Annotated in this window: 16 protein-coding genes; 4 read left to right on the top strand and 12 right to left on the bottom strand. The window is 59.1% G+C overall.

Going from position 1 to position 13,802, the window contains the following annotated elements:
• Positions 1–5 precede the first annotated feature (5 nt).
• Positions 6–3,104: a multidrug efflux RND transporter permease subunit gene (locus ACA043_RS15900; RefSeq protein ID WP_401263937.1), complete on the bottom strand. Its 3,099-nt coding sequence runs from the start codon at positions 3,102–3,104 to the stop codon at positions 6–8.
• A gap of 15 nt (positions 3,105–3,119) precedes the next feature.
• Positions 3,120–4,277 carry an efflux RND transporter periplasmic adaptor subunit gene (locus tag ACA043_RS15895; protein WP_497657373.1) on the bottom strand — a complete coding sequence of 386 codons (1,158 nt, stop codon included), beginning with the start codon at positions 4,275–4,277 and terminating at the stop codon, positions 3,120–3,122.
• A gap of 293 nt (positions 4,278–4,570) precedes the next feature.
• Here ACA043_RS15895 and ACA043_RS15890 point away from each other — a divergent pair, with 293 nt between their 5' ends.
• A complete protein-coding gene (locus tag ACA043_RS15890) occupies positions 4,571–5,272 on the top strand; it encodes a response regulator (protein WP_187678934.1) in 702 nt (233 codons plus the stop codon).
• A gap of 4 nt (positions 5,273–5,276) precedes the next feature.
• Positions 5,277–6,578 carry an ATP-binding protein gene (locus tag ACA043_RS15885; protein WP_497657372.1) on the top strand — a complete coding sequence of 434 codons (1,302 nt, stop codon included), beginning with the start codon at positions 5,277–5,279 and terminating at the stop codon, positions 6,576–6,578.
• Positions 6,579–6,609: 31 nt separating this feature from the next.
• Here the strand turns inward: ACA043_RS15885 and pncA are convergent, their stop codons facing one another.
• From pncA to ACA043_RS15865, 4 genes are read right to left on the bottom strand one after another with little or no spacing between them, the layout of a single operon-like run.
• Complete coding sequence (gene pncA / locus ACA043_RS15880) at positions 6,610–7,236, bottom strand: bifunctional nicotinamidase/pyrazinamidase (protein WP_497657371.1); 627 nt, start codon at positions 7,234–7,236, stop codon at positions 6,610–6,612.
• 51 nt (positions 7,237–7,287) lie between these two features.
• Entirely contained in the window at positions 7,288–8,046 is a 759-nt protein-coding gene (locus tag ACA043_RS15875) for an anti-sigma factor family protein (RefSeq protein WP_497657370.1), read from the bottom strand.
• Positions 8,043–8,573: an RNA polymerase sigma factor gene (locus ACA043_RS15870; RefSeq protein ID WP_497659656.1), complete on the bottom strand. Its 531-nt coding sequence runs from the start codon at positions 8,571–8,573 to the stop codon at positions 8,043–8,045. The genes ACA043_RS15875 and ACA043_RS15870 overlap by 4 nt, the downstream gene beginning before the upstream one ends.
• 19 nt (positions 8,574–8,592) lie before the next feature.
• Positions 8,593–9,126, bottom strand: coding sequence for a tetratricopeptide repeat protein (locus tag ACA043_RS15865; protein WP_497657369.1), 534 nt, complete (start codon positions 9,124–9,126; stop codon positions 8,593–8,595).
• A 159-nt stretch (positions 9,127–9,285) separates the two neighbouring features.
• On the opposite strand from ACA043_RS15865, the gene ACA043_RS15860 reads away from it, so the two are divergent.
• Entirely contained in the window at positions 9,286–10,059 is a 774-nt protein-coding gene (locus ACA043_RS15860; protein ID WP_497657368.1) for a class I SAM-dependent methyltransferase, read from the top strand.
• A 61-nt stretch (positions 10,060–10,120) separates the two neighbouring features.
• Here ACA043_RS15860 and ACA043_RS15855 read toward each other — a convergent pair whose 3' ends face one another.
• From ACA043_RS15855 to eco, 4 genes are all read right to left on the bottom strand, one after another.
• The gene (locus ACA043_RS15855) at positions 10,121–10,456 is read right to left on the bottom strand and encodes a DUF2834 domain-containing protein (RefSeq protein WP_497659655.1); all 336 of its coding nucleotides are present in this window, start codon (positions 10,454–10,456) and stop codon (positions 10,121–10,123) included.
• Positions 10,457–10,688: 232 nt separating this feature from the next.
• Positions 10,689–11,129 (bottom strand): hypothetical protein, encoded by a 441-nt coding sequence (locus tag ACA043_RS15850; protein WP_489879546.1) that lies wholly within the window; start codon positions 11,127–11,129, stop codon positions 10,689–10,691.
• Positions 11,130–11,299: 170 nt separating this feature from the next.
• Positions 11,300–11,605 (bottom strand): NIPSNAP family protein, encoded by a 306-nt coding sequence (locus tag ACA043_RS15845; RefSeq protein WP_150591961.1) that lies wholly within the window; start codon positions 11,603–11,605, stop codon positions 11,300–11,302.
• Positions 11,606–11,626: 21 nt separating this feature from the next.
• The gene (gene eco / locus ACA043_RS15840) at positions 11,627–12,112 is read right to left on the bottom strand and encodes a serine protease inhibitor ecotin (RefSeq protein ID WP_497657367.1); all 486 of its coding nucleotides are present in this window, start codon (positions 12,110–12,112) and stop codon (positions 11,627–11,629) included.
• Between the two features lie 371 nt (positions 12,113–12,483).
• On the opposite strand from eco, the gene ACA043_RS15835 reads away from it, so the two are divergent.
• Positions 12,484–12,753 carry a DUF1652 domain-containing protein gene (locus ACA043_RS15835; RefSeq protein WP_401263948.1) on the top strand — a complete coding sequence of 90 codons (270 nt, stop codon included), beginning with the start codon at positions 12,484–12,486 and terminating at the stop codon, positions 12,751–12,753.
• Here the strand turns inward: ACA043_RS15835 and ACA043_RS15830 are convergent.
• On the bottom strand, positions 12,750–13,148 hold the full coding sequence (locus ACA043_RS15830; RefSeq protein ID WP_401263950.1) for a hypothetical protein: 399 nt from the start codon (positions 13,146–13,148) through the stop codon (positions 12,750–12,752). The two genes, ACA043_RS15835 and ACA043_RS15830, sit on opposite strands and share 4 nt — an antisense overlap.
• A gap of 91 nt (positions 13,149–13,239) precedes the next feature.
• Positions 13,240–13,509: a DUF2790 domain-containing protein gene (locus ACA043_RS15825; RefSeq protein WP_497614111.1), complete on the bottom strand. Its 270-nt coding sequence runs from the start codon at positions 13,507–13,509 to the stop codon at positions 13,240–13,242.
• Positions 13,510–13,802: the final 293 nt, after the last annotated feature.

Here is a 13,802-nt window from a genome sequence, read left to right as displayed (position 1 = left end):
CAGGGTCAGTGGGGTTTGGTGAATCTTTTTACGAGCTTCATCACAACGACGAAGAACACCGGGACGAAGATCACCGCCAAGGTTGCCGTGATCATCCCGCCGATCACTCCGGTGCCGATGGCTTGCTGGCTCGCCGAGCTGGCGCCAGTGGCAATCGCCAGCGGTACTACGCCGAGGATGAACGCCAGCGACGTCATCACGATCGGGCGCAGACGCAGGCGTGCGGCCTGCAATGTCGCGTCGATCAAGTCGTGGCCTTCGTCGTACAGGCTCTTGGCGAACTCGATGATCAGGATCGCGTTCTTCGCCGAGAGACCGATGATGGTGATAAGGCCGACCTTGAAGAACACGTCGTTGGGCATCCCGCGCAGCGTCACCGCCAGTACCGCGCCGAGCACCCCCAAAGGCACCACTAGCAACACCGAAGTCGGAATCGACCAGCTCTCATACAGCGCTGCCAGACACAGGAACACGATCAGCAGCGACAGCCCGAGCAGAATCGGCGCCTGACTACCGGACAAGCGCTCCTGCAACGACAGGCCCGTCCATTCCTGCCCCAGACCTTTCGGCCCTTGCGCGACAAGGCGTTCAACTTCGGCCATGGCTTCGCCCGTGCTGTGACCGGGCGAAGGCTCGCCGGAAATCGCAATCGCCGGGTAGCCGTTGTACCGGGTCAGTTGCGCCGGGCCCTGAATCCACTTGGCCTGCACGAATGCCGACAGCGGCACCATTTTTCCGGCGTTATTGCGCACATGCATTTTCAGCAAGTCATCGACCTGACTGCGTTGATCGCCTTCAGCCTGCACCACAACCCGCTGCATGCGCCCCTGATTGGGGAAGTCGTTGATGTACGCCGAACCCACAGCGGTGGACAGCACATTGCCGATGTCTGCGAACGACACGCCCAAGGCATTGGCCTGCTTGCGGTCCACTTCCAGTTGCACCTGCGGTGCTTCGGCCAGCGCGCTTTCACGAACGTTCATCAGCACCGGGCTTTTCTCGGCGGCTGCCAGCAACTCGGTACGCGCCTGCATCAGTGTTGCGTGGCCGAGTCCGCCGCGATCCTGCAAACGGAACTCGAAACCGCTGGACGTACCGAGGCCGTCCACGGGGGGCGGCAGCACGGAAAACGCCATGGCGTCCTTGATCTGGCTCAAGGCGATGTTGGCGCGGTCGGCAATCGAGCTGGCCGAGTCGTCGCTACCGCGTTGCGACCAATCCTTCAGCGTGGAGAACGCCAATGCCGCGTTTTGCCCACTACCGGAGAAGCTGAAACCCAGAATCACCACACTGTCACTGATGCCTGGCTCGCCAGCGTTATGTGCTTCAAGCTGTTCGGCCACTTGCACCGTACGGTTCTTGGTCGCTCCGGGTGGCAGTTGAATGTCAGTGATCGTGTAGCCCTGATCTTCCACCGGCAAAAACGAGGAGGGCAGACGCATGAAGCAAATACCCAGGCCAACCAGCAACACGACGTAGATCAGCAGATACCGTCCGGTACGTTTCAGCGCATAACCGACCCAACCCTGATAGCGGTGGGTCAATTGCTCGAAGCGGCGGTTGAACCAGCCGAAGAAGCCGCTTTTCTCATGATGCTCGCCTTTGGCAATTGGCTTGAGCAGCGTTGCGCACAGCGCCGGGGTCAAGGTCAGTGCGAGGAACGCCGAAAACAGAATCGACGTTGCCATCGACAACGAGAACTGCTGGTAAATGACCCCGACCGAACCCTGCATGAACGCCATCGGTATGAACACCGCCACCAGCACCAGGGTGATGCCGATGATGGCGCCGGTAATCTGCGTCATTGCCTTGCGTGTGGCTTCCTTCGGCGACAAGCCCTCGGTGGCCATGATCCGTTCGACGTTCTCCACCACGACAATGGCATCGTCCACCAGAATACCGATGGCCAGCACCATGCCGAACATGGTCAACACGTTGATCGAGAATCCCAGCGCCAGCATGGTCGCGAACGTGCCCATCAGCGCCACCGGCACCACCAGTGTCGGGATCAGTGTGTAACGCACGTTTTGCAGGAACAGGTACATCACCGCAAACACCAGCAACATCGCTTCGCCGAGGGTATAGACCACCTTGGTGATCGAGACCTTCACGAATGGCGAGGTGTCGTATGGGATCTTGTATTCCACGCCGGCCGGAAAGTAACGCGCCAGCTCATCCATCTTCGCCCGCACCAGCGTCGCGGTGTTCAGTGCGTTGGCGCCCGGCGACAACTGCACGCCAACGGCGGTGGACGGCTTGCCATTGAGGCGAGTGCCGAATTGATATTCCTGACTGCCGATCTCGACCCGCGCCACATCTCCAATACGAACGGTGGAACCGTCCGGGTTGGCCTTGAGCACGATGTCGGCGAATTCCTGCGGCGTCGACAATTGGCCTTTGACCAGAATCGTCGCGGTGATTTCCTGCGTCGACGGCGCAGGCAGATCGCCGATGCTGCCCGCCGACACCTGGGCGTTCTGCGCGACGATGGCGGCGTTGACGTCTGCCGGGGTCAGGTTGAAACCGATGAGCTTCTGCGGATCGATCCAGATGCGCATGGCCCGTTCGGCACCGTACAACTGCGCTTTGCCAACGCCATCCAGTCGCTTGATTTCGTTCATCACGTTGCGCGCCAGATAATCGCTGAGCGCTACGTCATCGAGCTTGCCGTCGCTGGACGTCAGGGTGATCAGCAACAGGAAGCCGGAGGAGACTTTCTCCACCTGCAAACCTTGCTGGTTCACCGCTTGCGGCAAGCGCGACTCGACCACCTTGAGGCGGTTTTGCACGTCGACCTGCGCCAGTTCCGGGTTGGTTCCCGGTTGGAAAGTCGCCTTGATCGTGGCGCTGCCCAGGCTGCTTTGCGATTCGAAGTACAACAGGTGATCGGCGCCGTTGAGCTCTTCCTCGATCAGGCTGACCACGCTTTCATCGACGGTCTGCGCCGACGCGCCGGGGTACACGGCGTAGATTTCGATCTGTGGCGGCGCGACGTCGGGGTATTGCGCCACTGGCAATTGCGGGATGGCCAGCGCACCGGCCAACAGGATGAACAGTGCGACTACCCAGGCAAACACCGGGCGGTCGATAAAGAACTGCGGCATATAAAAGCGTCCTGCTTACTGACCAGAGGTCTGGGCAAGTGGAAGAGGGGTCTCGTCGATCTGTACTTTCTCGCCGGGGCGAGCGTGCTGCAGGCCTTCGATGACAATGCGGTCGCCGGGTTTGAGGCCGCCAGTGACGATCCAGCGATTGTTCTGCACCGCGCCCAGTTGCACCGGTTGCTCGGCCACGCGCATCTGTTCGTCGACAGTCAACACGTTCGCCACTCCGGCACTGTCTCGCTGCACGGCGCGTTGCGGGACGGTGATGCCATTCTGGATGGTGCCCTGTTCCAGGCGCACGCGGATGAAGCTGCCGGGCAACAGGTCGAGATCCGGGTTTGGGAATTCGCTGCGCAGAATGATCTGGCCGGTGCCCGGGTCGACGGTGATGTCGCTGAACAAAAGTTTGCCCGGCAGCGGATACAGACTGCCGTCGTCCTGAATCAGCGTGGCCTTGACCTGATCCTGCCCGACTTCCTGCAATTGCCCGGAACGGAATGCGCGGCGCAATTCGTTGAGTTCGCGGGTCGACTGGGTGAGGTCGGCATAAATCGGGTTGAGTTGCTGAATCAGCGCTAACGGCGTGGTTTCGTTCTGGCCGACCAGTGCGCCTTCGGTGACTAGCGCACGGCCAATACGCCCTGAAATCGGTGCGGTGACGGTGGCATAACCCAGGTTCAGCTTCGCCCGTTCCACCGCGGCTTTGCTGGCGGCGACATCGGCGGCCGTTTGCCGTGCATTGGCGCGGGCGTTGTCGTAGTCCTGGGCGCTGATGGCCTTGTCGTCGATCAACTGGGCGTAGCGCTGCTCTTGCAACTTCGCCTGAAAGGCATTGGCCTCGGCCTTGCGCAAGGCGGCATCGGCGCTGTCCAGATCAGCCTTGAACGGTGCCGGATCGATGCGGAACAGCACGTCGCCCTTTTTCACGTCGCTGCCTTCGCGGTAGGTGCGTTGCAGCACCACGCCGGGCACCCGGGCACGCACTTCGGCAATGCGCGGCGCGGCGATACGGCCGCTGAGTTCGCTGCTGATCGACAGGGGGTGGGCTTCGATGGTCTCGGTGCGCACGGTGGCTGGCGGCGCCTGCTCTTCGGCGTTCGAAGACGAGTCACAGGCGCTCAGCGTCAGCGCCATGGCGATCAGGCCGAGCCCGGCCAGCAGTTTGTTCGACATTTACCACCCCCAATATTGATGCCCGCATCCTACGGGCAGTTGCCGAGAGTAGCGGTGAAGCTTTGTAGGCGCTGTGTGAAATTGTGTAAGGGTTTTACTCAGGAGTGGGTGAGGGCGTATATCCTTTAGCCCTTGAAATTTATTGCGACAGTTCAATAGCTATCGCGAGCAGGCTCACTCCTACAGTGTTTGTGGCGGTCACAAAATTTGTGGCTGACATAGAACCAATGTAGGAGTGAGCCTGCTCGCGATGAGGCCCGAGCAGTCGCCACAGCACTTTTTCTGGAACACCCATGCCCAACATCCTGCTGGTCGAAGACGACACCGCCCTCGCCGAACTGATTTCCAGCTACCTGGAGCGCAACGGTTATTCCGTCAGCGTGATCGGCCGTGGCGACCATGTGCGTGAACGGGCGCGGGTCAATCCGCCGGATCTAGTGATCCTCGACTTGATGTTGCCGGGGCTTGATGGCCTGCAAGTCTGCCGTTTGCTGCGCGCCGACTCGGCGACGCTGCCGATCCTGATGCTCACCGCTCGCGATGACAGCCACGATCAGGTGCTGGGCCTGGAAATGGGCGCTGACGATTACGTCACCAAACCCTGCGAACCGCGCGTGTTGCTTGCGCGGGTGCGTACTTTGCTGCGCCGCAGCAGCCTGGGCGAACCGCTGACGGTCAACGACCGCATCGTCATGGGCAACCTTTGCATCGATTTGTCCGAACGCACCGTGAGCTGGCGCGATCAGCCGGTCGAGTTGTCCAGCGGCGAGTACAACTTGCTGGTGGTACTGGCGCGACACGCCGGCGAAGTGCTCAGCCGCGACCAGATTCTGCAACGCCTGCGCGGCATCGAATTCAACGGCACTGACCGTTCGGTGGATGTGGCGATTTCCAAGCTGCGGCGCAAGTTCGATGACCATGCTGGCGAGGCGCGCAAGATCAAGACGGTGTGGGGCAAGGGTTATCTGTTCAGCCGTTCCGAATGGGAATGCTGATCTGATGTTTCGCATCCTGTTTCGTCTGTATCTGGTGACGATTGTCTCGTACAGCGCGGCCATCTATCTGGTGCCGGATCTGGTGGTCATGGCTTTCCGGGAGCGCTTTGTCACCTACAACCTCGACTACTCCCGTGGCCTGCAATCGCTGATCACCAAACAGTTTCACGCCGTGCCGCAGGAACAATGGCCCGCCGTTGCAGCGTCGATGGACAAGGACTTCCAGCCGCTGCAGATCGTGCTGGCGCGCATCGACGATGCCGACTTCACCGCCATTGAACGTGAGCGACTGCGGCGTGGCGAGAACGTGGTGCGCATCGGCGATTGGGGCTGGCGCACACTCGCGGTCACGCCGCTGGACGACACCATGGCGGTGCAAATGGTGGTGCCGCCCGACCCGATGGACGTCGATCTGTTGTACTGGAGCATCAACGTCTTGATCGGCGCAACGCTGCTCGCCTGTCTGTTGATGTGGCTGCGTCCACACTGGCGCGATCTGGAGCGCCTCAAGGGCACTGCCGAGCGTTTTGGTAAAGGTCATCTGAGCGAACGCACGAATATCGCCTCGAGTTCGAACATCGGCAGCCTGGCCAATGTGTTCGACACCATGGCCGGTGACATCGAGAACTTGCTCAACCAACAGCGCGACCTGCTCAATGCGGTTTCCCACGAACTGCGCACACCGTTGACCCGTCTGGATTTCGGTCTGGCGCTGGCGCTGTCCGACGACTTGCCAGCAGCGAGCCGTGAGCGTTTGCAAGGGTTGGTTGCACATATTCGTGAGCTGGATGAATTGGTACTGGAATTGCTGTCTTACAGCCGCTTGCAGAACCCTGCGCAGTGTCCGGAGCAGGTCGAAGTGTCGCTGGACGAATTCATCGACAGTATTCTGGGCAGCGTCGACGAGGAACTGGAGTCGCCGGATATCGTCATCGATGTGCTGCTGCACGGACAGCTCGAGCGCTTCTCGCTTGATCCGCGACTGACTGCCCGGGCGATCCAGAATCTGGTGCGCAATGCCATGCGGTACTGCGAAAAGCGCATTCAGATCGGCGTACAGGTTTGCGCAAAAGGTTGCGAGATCTGGGTGGATGACGACGGCATCGGCATTCCCGACGATGAGCGCGAGCGGATTTTCGAGCCGTTCTATCGACTTGATCGCAGCCGTGATCGGGCCACAGGTGGGTTCGGCCTTGGACTGGCCATCAGCCGCCGCGCACTGGAAGCGCAGGGCGGGACGTTGACGGTCGAGTCTTCGCCGCTGGGGGGCGCGCGATTCCGACTGTGGCTGCCAACGTCAGTCTGACGGCCGCTCGCCACAGGGGAATGGTCGCCGATCAGCTGATTTCAGTGGATTGAATCAACCCGACCCCTGCGCCCTGCATCCGGTCCATCGCCGCCGCCAGTGATCCATCCAGATCAATCGCCCGGCAGGCATCCAGCACCACAAACGTATTGAACCCCGCCGCCCGCGCATCCAGAGCGGAAAACATCACGCAGAAATCCAATGCCAGACCAACCATGTAGACCGTATCTATGCCGCGCTCTTTCAAGTAACCGGCCAGTCCGGTGGTGGTGCGCCGATCGGCCTCCAGAAACGCCGAATAGCTGTCGATGTCGGGATTGCAGCCCTTGCGGATGATCAACTGGGCGTGGGGCAGATCCAGCTCCGGGTGAAACTGGGCACCGGGAGTGGCTTGCACACAATGGTCGGGCCAAAGTGTCTGTGCACCGTAAGGCAGTTGAATGACATCGAAGGGTTGATGGCCGGGGTGGCTGGAAGCGAAAGAGACATGTCCCTTCGGGTGCCAGTCCTGGGCAATGACAACCTGTTTGAAGTGGCCGGCAATGCGATTGATCAGCGGCACAATCTGGTCGCCTTCAGGCACCGGCAATCGACCGCCGGGAATGAAGTCGTTCTGAACGTCGATCACCAGTAATGCAGTGCGAGACGAAATCGGCATCGGTGGAATACTCCTTGGAAGATTACTTTTCCAGCATAGAAGTGGTTTTTCTCATACGGCTAAACGACTTCTCAACAAATTTGCCTTTTCTTCGAGCCCAGCGGCGGTGTCATGGCCGATCAACATCCACGCATGCTCTCGCTCGGTCCAATACACCACATTCATCCCTTGCCGGCGTTCGTGCGCCAAAGGTTGACTGCCGCTGTTCGAACGCCTGGCGCACAGCGCCAATGGCCCATGTTTCGCGTCCAGATACACGATCTGCGCAATCGGTACGCCGTCGTACTCAAGCATTTGCGCGCGCTTGAATTCGGCGCCCGGCAGTTTCAGCGCGGCAGCGGAAAGATTCAGGCCAAGGCGTGCGTCGACGCTGCGTAACTGTGCGCGCTGTGTAACGTCGTCAGTGGGCAAATGCTCCAGTGTCTGCGGCACATACAGCGCCATATAGTCGCCAACCAACCCACGCCAGTTGTGTGATTGCTGCGCCTGCCAGCCGAGCAACAATCGGTCCGCCAGCACCCCGCCAGCCACCAACGTGGCTGCTGTGGCACCGATAAACCAGCGGCGACTCAGCCCCGGCTTTTGTGGCGAAGGAATGGCATCCAGGCGTGCTTGCAGACGATCCAGCGGCGCTTGTTGCGCCAGTTCATCGTAGGCGTTCTTGAACGGCAGGCTGCTGCGGCTCAACCACTGCGCGCGCAGGTTGAGCAGCGGGTCGTCAGCGATTGCGTTGTCGAGTCGGCGGCGATAATCCGGGTCGAGCTCATCGTCCAGATAGGCCACCAGTTGCTCGTCCGAAGGTGTATTCATGAGCGGTCTCCTTCGGTAGGTTTCGGCACGGATTGCAGCGGCGGATATTCGGCGAGTTTGAGGCGGGCGGTGGCCAGACGACTCATCAAGGTGCCGATCGGCACCTGCAGAATCTCCGCGACTTCGCGATAGGACAGGCCCTCGACATACGCCAGGTACACGGTTTCACGCTGAATTTCAGGCAGCGCATCGACCCGACGAATTACTTGCGCCGCCATGACGTGCGTCTGCGCCGCGTGCTCACCGTCGAACGCCAGTTGCCCATCGGCATCGACCTGACCGGTACCGTGGCGCACGCGGCGAGCGCGCACTTCATTGAGCCAGATCGAATGCAGAATGCTCAGCAGCCAACGATCCATGCGCGTGCCGGTCGCGTACTGCGCAGAACGCTCCAGCGCCCGCACGCACGTGGCCTGCACGAGATCCTCGGCCACGTGTCGATTGCGCGACAGCAGCAAGCCGTAGCGCCACAATCGCGCCAGATGCTGGCCGAGTTCTGCTCTGAATGCCTGATCGCTGACGATGATCGCCTCCGTTGATTGATGCTCAGGTTTTCGATGAATCGTTGATGGCTTCAGCCAAATCCTGGTACTCCTCGCAGGACGTGCCGCAAATCGATTTGATCTGCTGCAACTGTTCCTGCGCCAGGTCGACGCGGCCTTTGATCACATAGGCCTCGCCGAGGTATTCGCGCACTTGCGCATACTGCGGATCGAGTTTCACCGATTGCAGGTAATAGCTGATGCCTTCGTCGGTACGGCCCAGTTTGCGCGTGGCATATCCGCGATAGTTCAGGGCCTTGGCGGTGTTCGGTTGTTGCAGGGTATCGAGCAGCGCCAGCGCTTCGTCGTAGCGACCGTCCTTGGCGAGGCGATAGGCGTAGTCAGCACGATCAGCGTCGGGCAACAGGCTGCTGGTTTGCAATACGCACTTCTGCGTTTTGCTGTCCCAGACCTGGCCTTTGGGGCATTCGGGCTTCTTGACCGGCTCGTCTTCATCACCATTGGCAAACGCCAAATGGCTGGACAGGGCAGCGGCCAGCAGCAACGGGGCGGCGAACATAACGGAACGGATAGTCATGGGCAAGGCTCCACAGAGGGTTATGTCTGACTTTGAACACCACAGGGTGAAATTTTATTCATTGCTTTGTCAGTGACTGTTCAAGGTAGGCGTAAATTCAAGCGCTATGCTCGTGGGCATCCGCCGTTGATCCGAAGCTTTGCCGCAAGGGGAGTTGCCATGAAAGATCAGGTCCATCACTCAGCCGCCGCCGGCTACAAAACCGCTGCCGATACCTACGTCAAAGGACGGCCGGATTACCCGCCGCAGGTCAGCGAATGGCTGACCGTCACATTGGGTCTGGATGGTCATAAAACCGTGATTGATCTGGGCGCTGGCACTGGCAAGTTTACCGGGCGGCTGGTGGCGACCGGCGCGCAAGTGATTGCCGTGGAACCGGTGGCCCAGATGCTGGAAAAACTCTCTGATGCCTGGCCGCAGGTACTGGCGGTGAGCGGGACGGCAACGGACTTGCCATTGCCCGATGCTTCAGTGGACGTGGTGGTCTGCGCCCAGGCGTTTCACTGGTTCGCCAGCACTGAGGCGCTGACCGAAATCGCCCGAGTGCTCAAATCCGGGGGCAAGTTGGCGTTGATCTGGAACCTGCGCGATACCCAAGTCAGTTGGGTGCCGAAACTCGATGCAATCGTCAACGCACTGGAGGGCGACACGCCGCGCTATTACACCGGTGCCTGGCGGGCGGCGTTTCCGCATCCGGCGTTCGGCGCGTTGCAACTCCAGCAGTTTCACCATGGCCACACCGGATCGCCGGAAGATGTGATTTTCAATCGAGTGCGCTCCACCAGTTTTATCGCCGCGTTGCCGGACGCGCAGCGGACGCAGGTCGATGAGCAGATTCGCGCGCTGATCAACTCCGAGCCAGAGCTACGCGGTAAAGATGTGGTGACAGTACCTTACGAAACCGCAGCCTTCTTCGCCGTAAAACTTGGCTGAGTCTCCCTGTGGGAGCGAGCTTGCTCGCGAAGGCGGATTCAGCATCTACACAACATCCGGATCAGCTCAACCGAGGCGCATCGACAACTTTCTTCCGCTCCCGAACCCCACGAACCACCAGATACAACAACAGCCCAACCGACACAAAAACCGCCGTCAGCAACAAATAAGGCACTACCGACCACACAGTCTTCCCGCGCGCCTTGGCATCCTTGACCATCCACACCCCGGCCAGTGTCGCCAGCAAATAAAGATCAATCACCACCTGCGCAGTATCCGGGCGCGACATCAGACTGATCCCGAAGTCGATCAGCGACTGCTCGGCCTGAAGCATCACCGAAACGGTATAACCAGCAAAAGCGAGCAAAGCCGTGAGGGGCAGGGCAATAGGCATCATGCATTCGTTCCTTGAAGTGATGAGCAGAATCGCCAGCCTACCTTTGTCGCGCGGAATTGGCCATTGAAGCGCGAGCACCGCTCGGGCTAATTTCCAGCCCATGACTTCCACCGTATTGCGCTGCCAGCCAAGCATTATTACCGCCATTCCTCATTTGGCGGGCTAGCTCACGACTGCAGCACCCAACCCGCCCTAGAGGCGGGTTTTCATTTGCAGCGGTGCCGATGTAATTTCAGGCCTGTTCAGTCAAATTGAATTGGCCATTGGTGATCCTGACGTGCTTGTCTTGGTATTTGCCGGTGAATGAAACAGTGCCCTCCAGCCGCTTATTGTCAGGCGACGGCACAGTTTTCAGCGTGACCTCGCCGCTTATGGATAGATACGCCTCAATATTACCGGACCTCTGAATGCCATAACTTGCCCAAACTTCTCCCTCACCAATCTTATAGATTCCTGGCGCCACGCCCTCGGCGACGAAGACACTCAGGTGTACCTGCACCGGATCAAATGGGTCTGAGGAGATGTCCTGAGTACCGAAACCTTGCCAATGTGGGGTCGGTATTGAAGAAAGCCTGTCGATTATTTTCGTATTGTCTGCACTGAACAAAGGACGTTCGCCTCCATTTACGTCGGCAGTAAATACATTGGCAGTGTTTGATTTTGAAAGGCTCATCGCAATGCTCCTGATGCATGAACACGGTGGGAGTGAATTCCCGGTGAATGCTCAAACTACGGCATCAGGATGAGTTGCATAACTGTCAGAGTTGACAGGTATAACCAGGTTGGCAATCGCTATTTGATCAAGCTGTATTCGTCGCGCTGCTGCTTGCTGCGTGATGGCGATCAGGGCAGCAATGGGCGCAGGAAACTGCGCTCGTAGCTGATGATGAACTTCTTCTCGACCAGTGATTCCACCAACGCGGTGCTCTCCGGATCGGTCATCGCGATGTGCCGATAGCTTTCGTAATCGGCCAGCGACGGAAAACTGAACAGACAATAAGCGATATTGCTCGCACCCTCGGACGGCAGAAAGTAGCCGTGATGGGTACCGCCCAAGCGTTCGACAATGCCGAGCCAGGCCTTGGCGTAGGCCTCGAACTCGGTCAACTGGTAAGGATCGATCACGTATCTGACGTGGCAGGTAATCACGGAAGATGCTCCTTGCTCAGATCATTCCTGAAGGGCAGTGCCGACTTTGTCCGAGGCGGACCAGATGCGATAACGCACTTCGACGTCCGACGGAGCATAAACCACCACTGGCAACTTGCTGTTGTAACGCAGCATGAAGCCATCCCCGACCACGGGCACGAACGCGCGCTTCTTCTGAGAGCCGGGTGGGCAGGCCATCTTCGTGCTCATCGGGCCGATGACTGTTTCCAGTCGGTAGAACGAGTAACCCCAGCCTTCGAGGTTCTTCTCATCCAGCATGCCGCCCAGACGTTGGCGGTTGCAATCGACTTCGAGGGTTTTGCCAGCGAGGATCTCGACCTGAAAGTTCTCTTCCTGATCCTGCTTGGGCAGATGAATGACCTGACGAGTGAAACCGGCTTCAGCCTTTGGATACGGCGCAACATCTTCCAGTTTGGCCGCGTGGGCGAGGGAGGACAGGCTGGCAACGATCAGGCCGGTGGTCGCGTAAGTACGGAAAGAACCCATGGAAGCCTCCTTGCGGGTGTAGTGTGGATTGAGGGGCATTCTTACCCCCACGCGCGTCGAATGCAAACCGACGCCGAGTTGCAATTTGCAGGGCCTGGAAGTCCTTTTCTTGCATTTTGCAACTGGCCAAATGCTGGCCTCATCGCCAAGTGCTTGATTTTACGAGGGTCAAAACGATCCGATGGAAGGCACGCTTTATGCGTCTGTTTGGTGCAGCGCACCGGGTTCGGGCGCCTACACTCCAAAAGGCATTTCGCAGTACAACCGCTTGCCGCACCAGGGAACCAGCGGGGACACACCCGTGCAGGGGCAGCAAAAGCGGTCAACGTGAAGCGTTGATTGGCAGTTTCATTTAGAAGGAGAGGTTCACCATGTTTCTGTCTGCCTTGGAACTACGCAATATCATTGAAAGCAGCTTTCTGCCTAAACGCTGCCAATGCACGCTGTCGCCAGACTTGTCGATGACCGTCAAGGTTTTCGGCGATCACCAGACCGACCAGGTCGATTTATTGGTTAGCGGCATTGATGCCAGTCATTTGAACGGCTGTCGCGAAATCAACGAACTGATCGCCGGGCTACGCTCGGACCTGGAGCGACAGGCGACGCCGCATCACTACAGTCCACGATCCAGAGCCGTTTAACGCACCGTTTCACCCAGTTCGACCGTCACGCGCCGGGCCTGCACAAAACCAAGGCCCAGCGCGAACTCGACCAGCACCGCGAGCAGAATCCCGGGGCCGGCGTGACCGTTGAGCCATTCTGCAAAACCCAGCACCGCCAAACCAAAACAGCCAACGATAAACCCATTGCTTAGCGCGTTGCGCCCAAGCGATGGCGGCGCGCTGCGCACCAGATAAAACATCAGCCCCAGCGCTGCAAACAGCACCGCACTGCGCCGTGCGACAAAACCGGCTGAGTCGGAATACGCGATGCTCCAGATCGCCAGCAACACGTCGGGGAAAAAGCCCCAGACCAACGCCAAGAGAAAACACAATGAAGAAGTGAGAGTCGACAACGTGCGAAACGACAACTGCATGGCGAATCCTTGCGGCAGTGAGGAAGGGCCCCGAGCATAACCCCGCGAAACACTCCCCGCCTACCGCAAAGCCGCAAATCAGAGCTTTCCGTCAGTTCTGATAACTGCAAGCGTCAGACAACTTCCGATAACTGATTTCCGCAGGCTTGCCGTTGTTATCGATGTACTTCATGTCGGCAGTGATCACCTTGCAATCCAGAGTGGGCGGCTCGGTCAGCGAAACGACCTTCGCCACATGCAGCGGCATGCCGTACTCATAAGGCACAGCGTTGGACGTGGCAGACGAGTCATTGGCCTGGGCGAGCCCAGCGAACGCGGTGCAGGCGAGGGCAGTGGTGAGCAGGAAAGGACGGATATTCATGAAAGGACTCCCGTGTGACGGTTCTAGAGTTCGGCGAGATTCAGCCAAACCTGCCGCACTGGGCGTCAGCCAAAAGCGCTGAGGGCGTGCGGTTCAGTAGAGTTTTTGACCGCAGCGTTAAGCGATGGTTAACCAGGCTGAATGCCGGCTGTCAGGGAGCGGGGCGATTTCCTGCGCAGGCAGGCCGGATTCCTACAAGGACAGATGCCTTGTCTGCTTTCGACGGCTGGAGTGGGGCGGTTATGGTTTCGCGTCGCTGCAAAATCAGCGATTCGGGTTTGGTCACCTGAGCG

It is taken from the genome of Pseudomonas sp. LBUM1648 (genome assembly GCF_059716145.1).
Note: the sequence above shows the minus strand (reverse complement) of the source record. Positions and strands in the feature narration are given on the sequence as shown.

Bases quoted from the DNA above. Each gene is read 5' to 3' on its own strand.
- ACA043_RS15835 (WP_401263948.1), top strand. From the start codon at position 12,484: ATGTTTCTGTCTGCCTTGGAACTACGCAATATCATTGAAAGCAGCTTT.
- ACA043_RS15830 (WP_401263950.1), bottom strand. From the start codon at position 13,148: ATGCAGTTGTCGTTTCGCACGTTGTCGACTCTCACTTCTTCATTGTGT.
- ACA043_RS15860 (WP_497657368.1), top strand. From the start codon at position 9,286: ATGAAAGATCAGGTCCATCACTCAGCCGCCGCCGGCTACAAAACCGCT.
- ACA043_RS15850 (WP_489879546.1), bottom strand. From the start codon at position 11,129: ATGAGCCTTTCAAAATCAAACACTGCCAATGTATTTACTGCCGACGTA.
- ACA043_RS15895 (WP_497657373.1), bottom strand. From the start codon at position 4,277: ATGTCGAACAAACTGCTGGCCGGGCTCGGCCTGATCGCCATGGCGCTG.
- ACA043_RS15875 (WP_497657370.1), bottom strand. From the start codon at position 8,046: ATGAATACACCTTCGGACGAGCAACTGGTGGCCTATCTGGACGATGAG.
- ACA043_RS15885 (WP_497657372.1), top strand. From the start codon at position 5,277: ATGTTTCGCATCCTGTTTCGTCTGTATCTGGTGACGATTGTCTCGTAC.
- eco (WP_497657367.1), bottom strand. From the start codon at position 12,112: ATGGGTTCTTTCCGTACTTACGCGACCACCGGCCTGATCGTTGCCAGC.
- ACA043_RS15855 (WP_497659655.1), bottom strand. From the start codon at position 10,456: ATGATGCCTATTGCCCTGCCCCTCACGGCTTTGCTCGCTTTTGCTGGT.
- ACA043_RS15890 (WP_187678934.1), top strand. From the start codon at position 4,571: ATGCCCAACATCCTGCTGGTCGAAGACGACACCGCCCTCGCCGAACTG.
- ACA043_RS15900 (WP_401263937.1), bottom strand. From the start codon at position 3,104: ATGCCGCAGTTCTTTATCGACCGCCCGGTGTTTGCCTGGGTAGTCGCA.
- ACA043_RS15865 (WP_497657369.1), bottom strand. From the start codon at position 9,126: ATGACTATCCGTTCCGTTATGTTCGCCGCCCCGTTGCTGCTGGCCGCT.
- pncA (WP_497657371.1), bottom strand. From the start codon at position 7,236: ATGCCGATTTCGTCTCGCACTGCATTACTGGTGATCGACGTTCAGAAC.
- ACA043_RS15825 (WP_497614111.1), bottom strand. From the start codon at position 13,509: ATGAATATCCGTCCTTTCCTGCTCACCACTGCCCTCGCCTGCACCGCG.